The organism is Butyricimonas sp. Marseille-P3923, assembly GCF_900184685.1.
Taxonomy (GTDB): Bacteria; Bacteroidota; Bacteroidia; order Bacteroidales; family Marinifilaceae; genus Butyricimonas; species Butyricimonas muris.
Window position 1 is genome coordinate 997,134 of the sequence record NZ_FXXL01000006.1, and the last position, 16,260, is coordinate 1,013,393.

At 45.5% G+C, this 16,260-nt stretch carries 14 protein-coding genes; 11 read left to right on the forward strand and 3 right to left on the reverse strand.

Annotated features, from left to right (window positions below):
- Positions 1–79: 79 nt before the first annotated feature.
- The 6 genes from CS948_RS09880 (at position 80) to efp (ending at position 5,268) form a co-directional block, all read left to right on the forward strand.
- Positions 80–1,285 carry a thioredoxin domain-containing protein gene (locus tag CS948_RS09880; protein WP_099291518.1) on the forward strand — a complete coding sequence of 402 codons (1,206 nt, stop codon included), beginning with the start codon at positions 80–82 and terminating at the stop codon, positions 1,283–1,285.
- Positions 1,286–1,428: 143 nt separating this feature from the next.
- On the forward strand, positions 1,429–2,004 hold the full coding sequence (locus CS948_RS09885; protein WP_099291519.1) for an L-threonylcarbamoyladenylate synthase: 576 nt from the start codon (positions 1,429–1,431) through the stop codon (positions 2,002–2,004).
- Between the two features lie 69 nt (positions 2,005–2,073).
- Entirely contained in the window at positions 2,074–2,760 is a 687-nt protein-coding gene (gene tsaB, locus CS948_RS09890) for a tRNA (adenosine(37)-N6)-threonylcarbamoyltransferase complex dimerization subunit type 1 TsaB (RefSeq protein WP_099291869.1), read from the forward strand.
- Between the two features lie 15 nt (positions 2,761–2,775).
- Entirely contained in the window at positions 2,776–3,657 is an 882-nt protein-coding gene (locus CS948_RS09895; protein WP_099291520.1) for a class I SAM-dependent methyltransferase, read from the forward strand.
- A gap of 12 nt (positions 3,658–3,669) precedes the next feature.
- Positions 3,670–4,539, forward strand: a complete 870-nt coding sequence (locus CS948_RS09900) for a Bro-N domain-containing protein (protein WP_099291521.1) — start codon at positions 3,670–3,672, stop codon at positions 4,537–4,539.
- Positions 4,540–4,698: 159 nt separating this feature from the next.
- Positions 4,699–5,268, forward strand: coding sequence for an elongation factor P (efp, locus tag CS948_RS09905; RefSeq protein WP_099291522.1), 570 nt, complete (start codon positions 4,699–4,701; stop codon positions 5,266–5,268).
- Positions 5,269–5,338: 70 nt separating this feature from the next.
- Here the strand turns inward: efp and rnc are convergent, their stop codons facing one another.
- Genes rnc through CS948_RS09920 form a run of 3 tightly spaced genes read right to left on the reverse strand, consistent with a single transcriptional unit; the run spans position 5,339 to position 7,600 of the window.
- Complete coding sequence (gene rnc, locus CS948_RS09910) at positions 5,339–6,079, reverse strand: ribonuclease III (protein WP_227216553.1); 741 nt, start codon at positions 6,077–6,079, stop codon at positions 5,339–5,341.
- 24 nt (positions 6,080–6,103) lie between these two features.
- The gene (gene fabF / locus CS948_RS09915; RefSeq protein ID WP_099291523.1) at positions 6,104–7,348 is read right to left on the reverse strand and encodes a beta-ketoacyl-ACP synthase II; all 1,245 of its coding nucleotides are present in this window, start codon (positions 7,346–7,348) and stop codon (positions 6,104–6,106) included.
- A 15-nt stretch (positions 7,349–7,363) separates the two neighbouring features.
- On the reverse strand, positions 7,364–7,600 hold the full coding sequence (locus CS948_RS09920) for an acyl carrier protein (protein WP_018337766.1): 237 nt from the start codon (positions 7,598–7,600) through the stop codon (positions 7,364–7,366).
- 171 nt (positions 7,601–7,771) lie between these two features.
- Here CS948_RS09920 and purN point away from each other — a divergent pair, with 171 nt between their 5' ends.
- The 5 genes from purN (at position 7,772) to CS948_RS09945 (ending at position 16,182) form a co-directional block, all read left to right on the forward strand.
- Positions 7,772–8,341 (forward strand): phosphoribosylglycinamide formyltransferase, encoded by a 570-nt coding sequence (gene purN, locus CS948_RS09925; RefSeq protein ID WP_099291524.1) that lies wholly within the window; start codon positions 7,772–7,774, stop codon positions 8,339–8,341.
- Between the two features lie 114 nt (positions 8,342–8,455).
- Positions 8,456–11,674: a S41 family peptidase gene (locus tag CS948_RS09930; protein ID WP_099291525.1), complete on the forward strand. Its 3,219-nt coding sequence runs from the start codon at positions 8,456–8,458 to the stop codon at positions 11,672–11,674.
- A gap of 70 nt (positions 11,675–11,744) precedes the next feature.
- Positions 11,745–13,169, forward strand: coding sequence for a hypothetical protein (locus CS948_RS09935; protein WP_176554998.1), 1,425 nt, complete (start codon positions 11,745–11,747; stop codon positions 13,167–13,169).
- A 296-nt stretch (positions 13,170–13,465) separates the two neighbouring features.
- Positions 13,466–14,872 carry an MFS transporter gene (locus CS948_RS09940; RefSeq protein WP_099291527.1) on the forward strand — a complete coding sequence of 469 codons (1,407 nt, stop codon included), beginning with the start codon at positions 13,466–13,468 and terminating at the stop codon, positions 14,870–14,872.
- Between the two features lie 74 nt (positions 14,873–14,946).
- Positions 14,947–16,182 (forward strand): acyloxyacyl hydrolase, encoded by a 1,236-nt coding sequence (locus CS948_RS09945; protein WP_099291528.1) that lies wholly within the window; start codon positions 14,947–14,949, stop codon positions 16,180–16,182.
- Positions 16,183–16,260: the final 78 nt, after the last annotated feature.

Genomic DNA, 16,260 nt, shown 5'->3' on the forward strand with positions numbered 1-16,260 from the left:
ATGAGGCTGTCCGGAAAAGTACCTTATACTTGCTTTTCGGACAGCCTTATAGCGTTAAATTGATAAGTTAATTTTTTATATGAAGAAACTAATTTTGATTTGGCTTTTGTTATTGACTTGCTTTTCCGTAAGTGTGGCTCAAGATTCCGGAATCCGGTTTGAGCAGACAAAAAAATGGAAACAGATCGTGAGTAAAGCGAAAAAGGAAAAGAAACTTATTTTCGTGGATTGCTACACGGATTGGTGTGGTCCTTGTAAAATAATGGCTCATTCCGTATTTACACAAGACTCGGTAGGGGGCTTCTTTAATCAGTATTTTGTAAATGCAAAATTCGAGATGGAGAGGGATGAGGATGGTAAGATGCTTAGGAGCAAGTACAGGGTTGAAGCTTATCCTACTCTTTTATTTATCGACCCCGTGACGCAAGAAGAAGTGATGCGTGTAGTTGGAATGAGGACTGCTGATGCTTTACTTCTTTACGCGGCGATAGCTATGGATCCGGAACATGAAAAAAATACGGCAGGGCTGAAGAAGCGTTATCTTGCGGGGGATAGGGATGTTGATTTTTTGAAGCATTATTACCGTGTATTGGAAGAATCCATTTTACCCGAAAAGGAAAAGATAGCTAAAGAGTTTTTGGATTCGGCTGATATCGAGCGTTTGGTTGCCAAAGAGAATTGGGATATGTTTGTCCAATATATTAATGACCCGTTAGCAAAACCTTTTCGTGTAATTATGGCAAACCGGGAACGATTTTATGGAGAGTTGGGACAACGTGCGGTGGATTATAAATTAGAATACACGATAGAAGATGCTGCTGATGAGTTGATTAATTGGACGCCCGAAAAAGGGGATTTTAATGTGATGCGTAATGAAAAATTTATTCAATTCCTGAAATCTGTCGATAGTCCTGTTGTTCCGGGGGTATTGGCGAGTCTTTATGCTTCCGGTTGTGTACGTGAAGGGGATTATCAAGGATTGGTAAATAATATTCGGAATGCGCTCGAATATAATCTATTCAGAGGAAATAAAGAAAAAAAGTTTTTGGAGAGGAATGTAAAGGTTCTTGAGAATTGTACGGATCGCTCGTTGATTCGTGACGTGGTTCGTTTGTTGGATGAAAAATGCGGGCAGGCTATGACGTGTTACGGGAAAGCTGATTTAATGAAATTGAAAGCCGTTTTGCAATTGCAGATGGGGGACGAAGCCGGGGCGCAACAGAGTAAAGAACAAGAGGCGAAATTCCGGGCGGAAGGAGATGAACGAGGTGAGTGGATGGATTAATTTGTACTTTGTGCAAGTCTATCTGGGGTGTCTAATATGAATGGACAGCCTTTTTCGTGCTTTCATAAGATTTATTCTTTAAAAATTGACATCCTGCCGTAAACTTTGTACTTTCGTCCCCATCTATATTAGAATCAGGTTTCATGAATGATGAAAAACTAAAAGAAGAAGTTCGCAAGGCTTGCGAAATCTTACGAAACGGTGGGGTAATTCTTTACCCGACGGACACGATATGGGGTATCGGCTGTGATGCGACGAACGAGGACGCCGTGAAAAAGGTGTACGAGTTGAAGCACCGGGAAGACTCCAAGGCCATGTTGGTTTTGTTGGATGATGTCGGGAAATTGGCTTCTTATGTGACAGTACCGGATATCGCTTACGATTTATTAGAGGTGAATGACAAACCGATGACGGTTATTTACCCGGGTGCGAAGAATATGGCAAAGAATCTGATCGCGACGGATGGAACAATCGGCATCCGGATCACCTCGGAGGCTTTCACGAAAGCGTTGCTTTACCGTTTCCATAGACCCATCGTGTCAACTTCCGCGAACATCAGTGGTGAGCCTTCCCCGAAGTGTTTTGCCGAGATCAGCGACGCCGTGAAAGCGGCAGTGGATCACGTGGTGGATTACCGTCAGGGAGAAACCGCTAATCCCGCCCCTTCCAGTATCATCAAGCTGGGTGCGGGCGGAGAAATCCAAATCATCAGAAAATAATAATCCGAATTTTGGAAGTTGTGGATGGCATTCATTTTCAATTTTCAATTTTCAATTTTCAATTGTTTTATGGCTTTAATTTTAAATATCGATACGTCCACGGATATTTGCTCCGTGGCAATAGCCCGGGAGGGGAAGGTGATCGCGTTGAAAGAGAATAACGAGGGTTTCAATCATTCTACTTTATTAGGCGTGTACGTGGATGATTTGCTGAAGGAAAACAGTTTGACCGCGAATGATCTGGATGCGGTTGCCGTGAGTATGGGACCCGGTTCATACACGGGGTTGCGTATAGGGGTTTCTTTAGCCAAGGGAATCTGTTTCGGTGCGGGCAAGCCCTTGATAGCCGTGAGTACCTTGGAAGCTCTGGCGAATGTCATTGCCGCGGGAAAAAGCGAAGAAGGATATTATTGCCCGATGATTGATGCTCGTCGCATGGAAGTGTACACGGCGGTTTTTGACCGGGAGGGGATTGCCGTGAGGGATATTCATGCCGAAGTAATAGAGGAGGGTGCGTTTGCCGATTTGTTGGATGGGCATAAGATGTTTTTCTTCGGGAACGGGAGTGATAAGGTAAAGGAGGTTATACGCCACCCGAATGCTGAATTTATTCCGGGGGTAGAAACTTCCGCGGCTAATATGACACTGCTTGCCGAACGGAAATTCGAGGCGGGCGATTTCGAGGATGTGGCTTACTTTGAGCCTTTTTATTTGAAGGATTTCGTGGCTACCGTGCCGAAGCGAAAAGTTTTGTGATAAAAATTATTTGTGATGAATATAAAATTACTGAACCCGTCGCATTGGACGGATTACGAGTTGATAGATAGTGGTGCTTTCGAGAAATTGGAGCGTTTCGGACGTTACGTGATAGCACGACCGGAGCCGCAGGCTATATGGAATAAATCGCTTTCCGACGAGGAATGGCATCAACGGGCGGATGCTTATTTCAAGAAAGACAAGAAGAACGAGGATCGGGGAGAGTGGGTTTGCAAACCGAAAATGTTACAGCAGTGGTTCGTGAACTACCGGTACGGGGATATGGCTCTCCGGATGCGCTTGGGGTTGACTTCTTTCAAGCACGTGGGGATATTTCCGGAACAGGCGGAGAACTGGGATTTTATATTCGAGCAAGTGAAACGGATTGGCACGGGGGCGAAAGTGCTGAACTTGTTTGCTTACACGGGAGGGGCTACTTTAGCTGCGAAGAGTGCGGGGGCGGATGTTACTCACGTCGATTCGGTGAAACCCGTGGTGTCTTGGGCACGGGAAAACATGGAAGCCTCCGGTTTGGACGGGGTGCGTTGGATCGTGGAGGATGCTTTGAAATTCGTGCATCGGGAAGTGCGACGAGGGAAAAAATATAACGGGATTATTCTTGATCCGCCTGCCTATGGACGCGGTGCGAATGGCGAGAAATGGGTACTCGAGGAGAATATAAACGAATTGATAACCCTTTGTGGTCAGTTGTTGGAACCGACGAACAGCTTTTTGGTGTTGAATTTATACTCTATGGGACTGTCAGCCTTATTAGCCAGAAGCGTGGTGCGCCAGTTGGTCGGGGAATGTCGTGGCGAACAATTCGGTGAATTGTATTTTACCGATTCATTTGAAAAAGCGTTACCGTTGGGGGTGTATTATAGATTATGGCGTTAATAAGAAGAAGTTATGACACAAAAAGAAGCTGTACAATTATTTGAAGCGAGAAAAGTCCGTACCGTTTGGGATAGCGAACAGGAGAAATGGTATTTTTCTGTCGTGGACGTGGTGGATGTGTTGACAGATAGTCCTAATCCGCGGAATTATTGGAAAGTACTTAAACATCGATTGATTAAAGAAGGGAATGAGTCGGTTACAAATTGTAACCAACTGAAATTACGGTCATCGGATGGTAAATATTATAAAACAGATGTTGCAGATACTGAACAACTATTCCGGTTAATTCAATCCATTCCTTCCCCTAAAGCAGAACCGTTTAAATTGTGGATGGCGCAAGTTGCCAAGGAACGTTTAGACCAATTACAGGATCCTGAACTGTCGATCGAGCAAGCCATGCTGGATTACAAACGATTGGGATATTCTGACAATTGGATAAATCAACGTTTGAAAAGTATTGAGGTACGCAAAGAACTCACCGACGAATGGAAACACCGGGGTGTAAAAGAAGGGCAACAATTTGCGACGCTGACGGATATCATAACACAAGCTTGGGCTGGAATGACAACCAGAGAATACAAGCAGTTTAAAGGATTGAAGAAAGAAAATCTCCGGGATAATATGACTAACATGGAGTTGATCTTAAATATGCTTGCCGAAGCCACGACAACTGAAATCTCGAAAGAAAGAAAACCAGAATCCTTTGAAGAAAGTCAATGGGTTGCTCAACAAGGGGGACGAATAGCGGGTAATACCCGGAAAGAAATCGAAGCCCAAACAGGTAAGAATATAATTTCTCCATTAAATGCTAAGAAGCATTTGCAGCTTGATGATTCGGAAGAAAAGAAAAATGATCATCAAGAAACACCGGAACTTGAATAAGAATAAAAAAATCACTTACTCGAGAATCATTTATCGTCCTAACTTTATATCTTTGGAATCTGCGATTTAAAATAGTAAATCTAAAATTTTTAGATTTATGCTGATTTTCTTATCTTTGCACCCTCAATGAAAAATATTAAATCTAAAAAATAATACTAGATGGCAACTACCGCTGATTTTAGAAATGGATTATGCATCGTTTTCAAAGACGATTTATACAGAATTGTACAGTTTCAACACGTGAAGCCCGGTAAAGGACCCGCTTTCGTGAGAACCAAAATGCAGAATATCAAAACCGGTCGTACGCTTGAGAATACGTTCACTTCCGGGGTAAAAATTGATGTTGTGCGTATCGAAAGGCGCCCGTATCAATTCCTGTACATGGAAGGTGAAGACTATATTATGATGCATACCGAAACTTACGAGCAAATTCCAATCGCTAAAGATCTGATCAACGCTCCTCAATTCTTGAAAGAAGGCGATGCTGTTGAAATGGTTGTACATGCTGACACGGAAACTCCCTTGTATGTAGAATTATTGCCGACAGTTGTTCTCGAGGTAACTTACACGGAGCCGGGATTGAAAGGCGACACCGCTTCTTCTACGGCATTGAAAGCTGCTGAGGTTGAAACAGGGGCAAGAGTAATGGTTCCTCTCTTCATTAATACCGGTGAGAAAATCCGCATCAAAACAGAGGATGGAACATACGTGGAACGCGTGAGAGATTAGTAATTTACGATTTTAGATTTTAAATTTTAGATTGAAAAAAATAATTTGAAATTTAAAATCTAAAATTGAATTAGATTTCAATCTCTCCATTCGCTTCGGCTTGGAGTTTTTGGATAACCTTTTCGGCGGAGTTTTGCTCCGCTTCTTTTTTGGATGCTCCCACGCCTCGTGCCATGATAGTTTCGCCAATAGTAATCGTGCAGATGAATTTCGAGCGACGGGCGTTTCCTTCCAGTGTGTCGATTTTAAGGTCTGCTTTTTGTTTCTGTGCCCATTCGATAAGGCGGCTCTTGTAATTCTTATCGACGTAAACGAGGTCTTCCAAATTCACATAATGAGGGAAAATATAATTCTCGATAAATGCTTTTGTCTTATCGTAACCTTGATCGAGATAGATTGCCCCGGTGAAAGCCTCGAATACATCCCCGTAGATGTGTTTGTTTTTGGAAATATCCGATTTGGCGATAACCTCTTCGCTCAATCCCATTTTGATAGCGATGATGTTTAACGATTCCCTGCTCACGATCTTGGAACGCAGGCGAGTCATGAAACCTTCATCTTTGTTGGGGAAGAATTTGTACAGAATTTCAGCGACAATAGCTCCCAGAACGGCATCTCCCAGAAATTCCAATCGCTCGTAATTCAGGACAGCTCCGCTTTTCGTGTATCTTGATGCCGATTTATGCAGCAATGCCAAGGTGTACAAGCCTCTATTGCCGGGTATAAAACCCCATTCTGTAATAGACAATCCATAAAACTTTTCTTTCCGATGAAGATAAAGTTTTATGGATTGAATTATTTTACTAATCACTTTCCAAATGTTTTTAGTTAGTGATTATTTTTTAAACACTACGCAAGCATTGTGACCTCCGAAACCGAAAGTGTTACTAATGGCTACATTGATTTTTCTTTCTTGAGCCTTATTGAACGTGAAATTCAGCTTCGGATCCAGTTCCGGATCGAGATTGCTGAAATTAATGGTAGGGGGTACAATGTCGTTTTTCACAGCCAGGACACAAGCGATTGCCTCCAAGGCACCGGCGGCGCCTAATAAATGTCCTGTCATTGATTTGGTAGAACTGATGTTCAGCTCGTAAGCGTGTTCTCCAAATGCTCTCTGAATGGCCTTAGGTTCTGCCACATCTCCTAACCCGGTTGACGTCCCGTGCACGTTGATATAATCAACGTCTCGCGTGGTAAGTCCGGCATCTTCTACGGCGAGCAACATCACGTCACCGGCACCTTCTCCGTTCGGATCGGGAGCCGTCATGTGATAGGCATCACAGTTTGAAGCACCGCCGGCGAGTTCGGCGTAGATATGGGCACCTCTTTTAACAGCATGTTCGTACTCTTCCACGATCAGGCAAGCACCACCCTCGCCAATCACGAAACCGTCACGATCCGCGTCGAAAGGACGGGAAGCCGTTTTCGGGTCGTCATTGCGAGTCGACAAAGCCTTCATGGAGTTGAAACCGCCTACTCCCGGAGGGGTAATGGCTGCTTCCGATCCACCGGCAATGATCACGTCTGCTTTTCCTAACCGGATAAGATTTAATGCATCTACTAACGAGTGTGCGGATGAAGCACAGGCTGATACGGTCGTGTAGTTCGGGCCTTTCAGACCTTCTTCTATAGCGATCATAGCTCCGCCCATGTTAGCAATCATCTTGGGTATAAAGAATGGGTTGAATCTGGGTGTGCCGTCTCCCAATGCAAATGTTTTACATTCTTCGTAGAATGTATCCAATCCCCCGATACCTGCTCCCCAGATTACTCCGATTCTCTTTCTGTCCTCTTGCGAGAAATCGAGTCCGGCATCTTTCACTGCCTCTCTGGAACAAATCAGAGCGAATTGGCTGTAAAGATCCATTTTACGGACTTCCTTCTTGTCGAAGTATTCCGTGGGCTCGTAGTTTTTAACTTCGCAAGCGAATTGCGTGCGAAATTTAGATGCATCAAAACGAGTAATAGGACCGGCGCCACTGACGCCAGCTTTCAAGTTTTCCCAAAATTCAGCCACATTGTGACCTAAAGGGTTGATAGTACCAAGACCAGTTATTACTACTCGTTTGAGGTTCATAAAATCAATATTAAATTATTGAGCGTTAGCTTCAACGTATGCAATCGCGTCACCCACGGTAGCGATTTTCTCGGCTTGATCGTCCGGAATAGTAATATTGAATTCTTTTTCCAATTCCATGATCAACTCTACTGTATCCAAAGAGTCAGCGCCTAAATCATTTGTAAAAGTTGCACCCGGTGTAACTTCTGATTCGTCAACTCCTAATTTATCAACGATGATAGCTTTAACTCTGTTTTGAATGTCAGACATAACATTAAATTTTAATTAGACATTTTTTAAATTCACACTAACGTCTATAACAGACGTCATAACTCTCTAAGTTCGGGCGCAAAGTTAGAGAATTTATTTTTCCTAGAAAATTTTTTGGCATGAATAAACTCTTGCTTATCTTTATGCGTTTGATATTTAATAGATTACAAGATGAAAAAAGTTGCAATATTTGCCTCTGGATCAGGTTCTAACGCCGAAAACATCATTAATTATTTCGAAAACGACACCGAAAATGTCGTGAAAATCGTGTTTTGTAACAAACCGAATGCGTACGTTTTGGAACGGGCGAAACGATTGGGGGTTCCTTCCTTCGTGTTTAACCGGGATGAATTTTATCATTCCGACTTAGTAATAAACGAGTTGAGGCGTCTGGAGATCGATTTTATCGTGTTGGCGGGCTTCATGTGGAAGGTCCCGGATGCTATTATCGAGGCTTATCCCGACCGGATCGTCAACATCCATCCGGCGCTTTTACCCTCTTACGGCGGTAAGGGAATGTACGGCATGCACGTGCACGATGCCGTCATCGCGGCGGGAGAAAAAGAAAGCGGCATCACGATCCACTACGTGAACGGTCACTATGACGAGGGGGCTGCCCTGTTTCAAGCAAAATGTACCATCACCCCTGAAGATACCCCCGATACCTTGGCGGAAAAAGTACACGCCTTGGAATACGAGCATTTTCCGCGAGTGATAAAAGAAGTGTTGGAAAAACTCTAAAGAGTCTTTCTAATTTTAAATTTTAGATTTTAAATTGAATGATTGCCGATTGTGGAATTTGATGTTTGTCAATCGTGTAATTCATTTTCCATTTTCAACTTTCAATTTTCAATTATGACGAGGAGATTTACCGTATTACTGGGATTATTATTTATTGGCTTCATACTGCAAGCTCAAGAAGCGAGATTATTAAGGTTTCCGCATAGCGTGGGGAACAAGTTGGTATTTTCATATGCGGGTGATCTTTATATCGTGTCAGCCGAGGGCGGTACGGCACGTCGGTTGACGTCCCACGTGGGGTACGAGATGTTTCCCCGGATATCCCCGGACGGGAAATACATCGCTTTCACGGGACAGTATGACGGCAACACGGAAGTATTCGTGATCCCGGTAGAAGGAGGTGAGCCTCGTCGATTGACTTACACGGCTACGCTGGGGCGGGACGATTTGGGTGACCGCATGGGGCCCAATAATATCGTCATCGGGTGGACTCCCGACAGTAAGCGTATTCTCTATCGTTCCCGGAGATATACTTTCAATGACTTCACGGGACAATTATTCACGGTACCTGTCGAGGGCGGAATGTCTGAAGAGGTGCCTTTGAAAAACGGTGGTTTCGCCTCTTATTCTCCCGACGGGAAAAAACTGGCGTACAACTATATCATGCGGGAATTTCGTGCGTGGAAGCGTTATCAAGGCGGTATGGCTGATGACATACGGGTGTTTGACTTCACTACCAAGAAATCCGAAAAGATAACCGATAACGTGCGGCAGGATATCATCCCTATGTGGTCGCCCGACGGGACTACGATTTATTATATATCCGACCGGGACAACGTGATGAATCTTTACGCTTACAACGTGAGCACGAAAGAGGATAAACAACTTACCTCCTACAAGGAATATGATATAAAATTCCCGGCAATCGGGGATAAACGTATCGTTTACGAACAGGGCGGTTACATCTATGCTTATGACTTGCAGACGGGAAAAGAGGCTAAAATCACGATCCGTGTAGATAACGATCAGGTATATTCCCGTCCGAAACTGACGGATGTCAGCGGACAGATTACCACCGTGGCGACTTCTCCCGGCGGGGAACGGGTGGTCGTTGCCGCTCATGGTGATATTTTTTCGCTGCCTGCCAAAACAGGAATCACCTATAACCTTACCAACTCCTCGGACGCGAATGATATGCAGGCAGGCTGGTCACCCGACGGGAAATATATCAGCTACGTGTCCGATAAAGACGGGGAATTTAATATTTATCTCCGGGATGCCGCCACGGGTAAGGAACGGAAATTAATTAAAGGATTGAAAAGCTATATCTTTAACTACAAATGGTCGCCCGACTCCAAGAAAATCATGTGGAGCGAGAAAGGGAATACCTTGAATATCTCCGACGTGGAAAGCGGCAAGCGTGAGATCGTGGAGCAATCGGGTATCCGTTCGATGACTTCTTACAACTGGTCGCCGGATAGCAAATACATTACTTACGTGCGTCCGGAAGCCGCCATGGATAATATTATCGTTTATAACGTGGCAAATGGTGAAAAGCATCAAATCACGGACGGCTGGTTCGGTTCAAGTTCACCCAACTTCAGTGACGACGGCAAATACCTCGTGTTCGTGTCGGCACGTGCCTTTTCGCCCACGTACAGCCGTACGGAATGGAATCACGTGTACAACGACATGAATAAAGTATACGTGTTGCCGTTGGCAAAAAACGCCCCGGTGCCTTTTGCCCCGAAAAATGATGTCGTTCCGGTAGAAACGGGAACAAACGTCAAAGATAAAAAGACCGAAGAAGCATTGGTTTACGATTTCTCGAACTTGAACAACCGCCTTGTCGAATTGCCCGTGCTTGCCTCCAATCATTATAATAATGTCCATATGCTCGGCAACCGGGTATATTACAACCGGGGTGGTCGAACCATGTACTTTGACATGGGTAGCAAGCGTGAATCCGATTTGGGTGGATACGTGGAATTTTCTCCCGGTTACAAGAAGGCAATAGCGTTCTCCGGTTCCTCGTTCCAAGTGCTGGATGTTCCGGTCTTTTCGGCTGATGTGAATTCTCCGGTACCGACCAAAGACGTGAAAAAAGTAATCGACTACCATCAGGAATGGATGCAGATATACAACGAGAGTTGGCGACAAATGCGTGATTTCTTCTATGCCAAGAATATGCACGGGGTAGATTGGGAGCACGTGTATGAAAAATACAAAGTATTGGTACCTTACGTCAACCACCGTACGGATTTGACTTATATCATAGGAGAAATGATCGCCGAGTTGAACGTGGGACACGCTTATTCTGTCAACGGGCGGATTCCTGCCCCGGAGAGAATCAAAATGGGATTGCTGGGAGCCAAGTTCAAGAAAGACAAATCCGGCTATTTTCAAGTGACCAAGATTATCGAAGGAGCCAACTGGAATGAAGCAACCCGTTCCCCGTTGACGATGCCGGGCGTGGGTGTAAAAGAAGGGGAATATATCTTGGCTATCAACGGGAAATCGTTGAAGGACGTCGATAACCTGTTTTCCGAACTGGTTGACATGGCGGGTAAAACCGTTTCCCTGAAGGTAAACTCCGCTCCCGACGAGAAAGACGCCCGGGAAGTGCTGGTCACCCCGCTTGCCGACGAATCGAAATTATACTACTATAATTGGGTACAAAACAATATCCGCAAGGTGGCAGAAGCAACCAACGGCGAAGTGGGTTACATCCATATCCCGGACATGGGCGTTGACGGGTTAAACGAGTTCGTGAAGCATTACTACCCGCAGTTGAACAAAAAAGCCTTGATTATCGACGACCGCGGGAACGGGGGTGGTAATGTATCTCCTATGATTGCCGAGCGGCTGATGCGTACCCAGACATTCTATACCATGCACACGAACCAAACCCAAGGCGCCGTGAATCCCGTGGGTACCTTCCTCGGTCCGAAAGTCTTACTGGTAAACGAATATTCAGCCTCTGACGGTGATCTGTTCCCCTATCGTTTCAAGTACAACAAACTGGGTACCGTCGTGGGACGCCGCACGTGGGGCGGAGTTGTCGGGTATAGCGGCTCCATTCGTGTCGTGGACGGCGGTTCCATCGTCACTCCCTCGTATGCCCCGTATGCCGCTGACGGCAGCGAGTTTATCATCGAGGGTAGGGGTGTATCTCCCGACGTGGACGTGGAAAACGATCCTTACTTGGAATACATGGGCGATGACGAGCAATTAAACCGGGCCATCCGAATCATACTCGAAAAACTGAAAACCGGGAAAAAAGAAATCCCGGCTATTCCCGTCTTCCCGGATAAGTCCGGGAAGAAAAAATAAATAGGATTTTGGGGTACCCGATTTTCGTGTTTGAGTGTATTATATGTATAATGCTATAATTCATTCAAGTATGAAGATTGTATATCTATTTTTAACGTGTATACTCCTGCTTGGTTGCGGGAGCAAAGATAGTGTTTCATTAGAAGAGGAATCAGGTACAAATGAAGAAATTGAAAATAGTGAAGGAGGGAATACCGGGGAAGAAGGAGGAGGGGATGAAACGGAAGGCAAGGAAATGGACTTTTTGCCGGTAGAAAGCTTACTTTCGTTTTCTTTGCAGCACGAGGGTGATTTTTATTTTGCAGAGATGCGGGAAAACAATACATTCGAGATTTGTTTACCGTTTACCGCTAAAGGTGTTGCTTTATCAGGTATTTGCACGTTGGATTCCGGTGTAACGATTACTCCGGATCCCGGGGAACTTTTTGAATATGATGCGGAGAGGGTCTTCGTGTTGTCGAAAGAGGGATACAAAGATACGGAAGTTGTTGTGCGATGTCTTTACTTGGAAGATGCCAGTAAGTATTTCACGGTTTTCTTTTTGGGAGATCCGGAGTACGATATGCGTGGTTTTACTAAAGAGCAAGTGCAGGGAATGGTATCGGATATGTTGGCGTTGAAAGATAATAAGACATTGTTTTTTGAACCGTCCCTTGGAGTGAAAGTGAATTACGAGCCTGCTTTAGTGATGATATTGGGGGATATCGATAAGGATAGAAGTTCAGATACCGGCAACGGTTTTGTGGAAGTATTCGGGGAAATATATGAGCGGGGGATCCCGTGTGTTACCTTGTATGGGAACCACGATTGGGAACCGTTTCATTGGGGTGGTTTGGAGGCGTGGGATGGAACGGATTACGGTTTTTCTTATGATGGCAGGAAGGCTAATAATGCTTCGCTCGACGTGGTATCCCGTTCGCTAAAGGAATCGGAAAAATTGGGGGTGATGGAGGTGAAGAAATTTATGGCTTCGGATTATGGGCATTTCGGGTACTCGGAGGTGATGCCCTTTTCGTTCAAATTCAGAACGATTCGTTTTTATTGCGGGCAGATATTTTGGTTTCAACAGTGGTATAAGGCCAAGTTGCTCCCGAGTTCTCAGGCTACGTTCTATTGCACGGATGAAATCGTGGATGATTTGGAAAAGAACATAGATGCGGGGTGGGGAAAGGAACCTGCCGTGTGGTGCCAGCATTACCCGATTTCGAATCAAAGCGATTGGTGGCATGACCGTCAGGGATTTGTTATGAATCCCGGTTGTGACAAGAGTCGTTGGAAAGGGTATGATGCGAAAGTCGGCAAGATGAAAGAATTGATTGGGAAGACGAAGAATCCGGTATTTTTTGCCGGGCACACGCATGTACAACAGCATTACGAGCATCAAGTTCCCGCCTTTCACGAGTATGTTTGCGGTTATTTCCATGATAGGCATATTTATGTTGCCTTGTTTAAAGAAGGCGAAGGTCTTGTCGATGTGCGTTCCGTGTTATTTTGAGTGGTCACTTTTACGTAAATTTACTTGTGGATTGAAAATCGAGGGATACCGCAATTGAGAAAATATTGAATCGAGAAAAATAAATCTCGGCTATCCCCATCTTCCCGGACTTATCGGGGAAGATGGGGATGGCCGGGATTAGTATTTGATACAAAGTTTTAAAAATGGTTGTGGAAGTGACTTCTTGTCCGAAGTTATTGCTTTCATGGGGGCGGTGATGATATACTTATGTACAATGCTTTTTTATACAGGTATCCGGATTATTTTGTAATTTTGTAGCCTAAATAGAAAAGGAAATGAGTACAAAAGAGGTTGAGTGGGACGGAATACCCGTCCCGAGGCGGTATTGGGCAATCTTGGCGATTGCCATGGGAATCACGGTGTCCGTGTTGGACGGTACGATTGCCAACGTGGCGTTGCCGTCGATTGCCGGGGATTTGGATGCCACGCCGTCAATGTCTATCTGGATCGTGAACGCGTACCAGTTGGCGATAGTCGTGTCCTTGCTCTCGCTCTCATCCTTGGGGGATATCTGGGGATACAAGCGGGTATATATTGCCGGCTTGCTGATATTCAGCGTGACCTCGCTGGTGTGCGCTCTTTCTACTTCTTTGACGCAACTGACCGTTGCCCGTGTTTTCCAAGGATTCGGGGCTGCCGCGTTGGCGAGTGTCAACACGACTCTGATTCGTATTATCTATCCCCGTCGCTTCTTGGGGCGGGGATTGGGCATAAACGCCTTGGTCGTTGCCGTGTCGGCAGCCGGGGGACCGACCATTGCCGCCGGAATCCTTTCCATTGCCTCGTGGCCGTGGTTATTTGCGATCAACGTGCCGATCGTGATCGTGGCATTGATTTTGTCGTGCAAGTTTCTTCCGTCCAATCCGGTGAAGGACTCGGGACGCACGTTCGACTGGAAGAGCGGTATCATGAATGCACTGACCTTCGGGTTGTTGATTTTCTCTATCGAGGGATTCACCCACGATATGAACTGGAAAGTATTGCTCCCGATGATTGCGGCGGTATTCGTGATCGGTTATTTTTTCGTGCGACGGCAGTTATCGCAAACTTATCCTTTGCTGCCTGTCGATTTGTTGCGTATTCCGATATTCTCGCTTTCGGTGGGTACTTCCATTTGTTCGTTTGTTGCCCAGATGCTGGCAATGGTATCTCTGCCCTTTTTCTTGCAGCACACGCTGGGAAAGAGCGAGGTCGCTACCGGAATATTGCTTACCCCTTGGCCCTTGGCCACCATGATAGCGGCTCCTTTGGCGGGAAAATTGATCGAACGGGTTCATGCCGGGCTGTTGGGCGGAATCGGTTTGTCGATATTCGCGGGAGGTTTGTTCTTGTTGGCGGTTTTGGCGCATAAAGTCTCCGGGGTGGGAATTGCCTTGTTTATGGTGATGTGCGGTTTTGGTTTCGGGCTGTTCCAAACCCCCAACAACAGTATATTAATATCCTCTGCGCCGCAAAACCGGAGTGGCAGTGCCAGCGGTATGTTGGGGATGTCCCGTCTGACAGGGCAGACCACGGGAGCCTCCCTCGTGGCGTTGATGTTTGTCATGTTTCCCGTCAACGGAACTTATGCTTCTTTGTACCTTGCCGGAATATTTGCCTTCGTTGCCGCGGTGGTGAGTTTCACGCGGGTATCTTTGCCCGAACCGGAATTGTTACGGGGAAATGCCAAGAAAAAAAGTTAACGGGATAGTTTGGGCTTCTATTTTGCTTACATTTGTGGCATGTTATAGTGGACTGCAATGAATGGAGTTGATGTATGAATAATGCAAAAAGGATTTGGAGAGCGATTGTTTTTCTGGGAATAATATTTGTCGGGATAACCCCGCGGGCGCGTGGACAGGAACGCGACAGTACGGTCGGTTTGTCTTCGCGTAAGTTCGTTCATGGAGTGAAAGCGGAGGTGCGTCCGGAGTATATTTTTCAGACACATTCTTTTTTAGAAGGTGATAATCCGGAGGGGAAATTGATCCGGGGTGCTTTCTCGTACCATTTGAAATATTTTCTCCGTTACCGTCCGGGAAGTGTTGCCGCCCGTGCTTATGGCGACGTTTATCAAGGAATAGGTTTCGGGTATTATACTTTCGGGGAACCTCGCTTATTGGGTGACCCGTTAGCATTCTATCTGTTTCAAGGGGCTCGTGTTGCCCGCTTCTCGCCCCGGGTGTCTTTTCATTACGAGTGGAATCTGGGTTTGTCCGCGGGGTGGAAGACTTTCAACACGTACGACAATCCCTATAATAAAATCATAGGTTCGAAGGTGAATGCCTATATTAATGCTAATTTTTATTTGCGTTGGCAATTATCGCCGGGTGTGAGTCTGACTTCGGGCATTACCGTGTCGCACTTCTCCAATGGTAATACCGCGATCCCCAACGCGGGACTGAACACGATCGGCGGGAATTTCGGGGTGGAATGTAATTTCCATAGGAAAGATGATTTGAAGCCGTTGCAAGCGAATGATGTTTCTCCTTGCCGCCCCTTTCGCCGTCATGTAAGTTATGATTTTGTATTTTTCGGTTCGTGGCATAGTCAGGGAATCAAGACTGCCGACGGACTTTCGCCTTCTCCCGAATCTTACCCGGTGTTCGGGTTTAATTTTACCCCGATGTATAACGCGGGTTATAAACTGCGATTTGGTATGTCGCTTGACGGCACGTATGACGGGGGTGCGAACCTTTACACGGAGTATGACGTGTACGGGCAGATAGATAAGTCGCAGATTGTCAGACCGCCTCTTGGCGAGCAGTTCGCGTTGGGAATTTCCGGACGGGTAGAATACGTGATGCCTTTCTTCACCGTGGGAATCGGGTTGGGGACTAATTTTATCGGGAAAGGGGATTTGAGTATGTTCTACCAGATGCTCACGTTGAAAATCGCGATGTCTCAAACTTCGTTTCTGCACGTGGGATACAATCTTCGGGATTTTCATGATCCTAACTTCTTGATGCTAGGTATCGGTTTCCGGCTTAATAGTAAATCTTTCGCTTTTTAATATCTTGATTTAATGCTGTTTTCACGACAAGGAACTATCCAAGACAGTTCTGAATAGAGTATGAATAGGGCATCAATT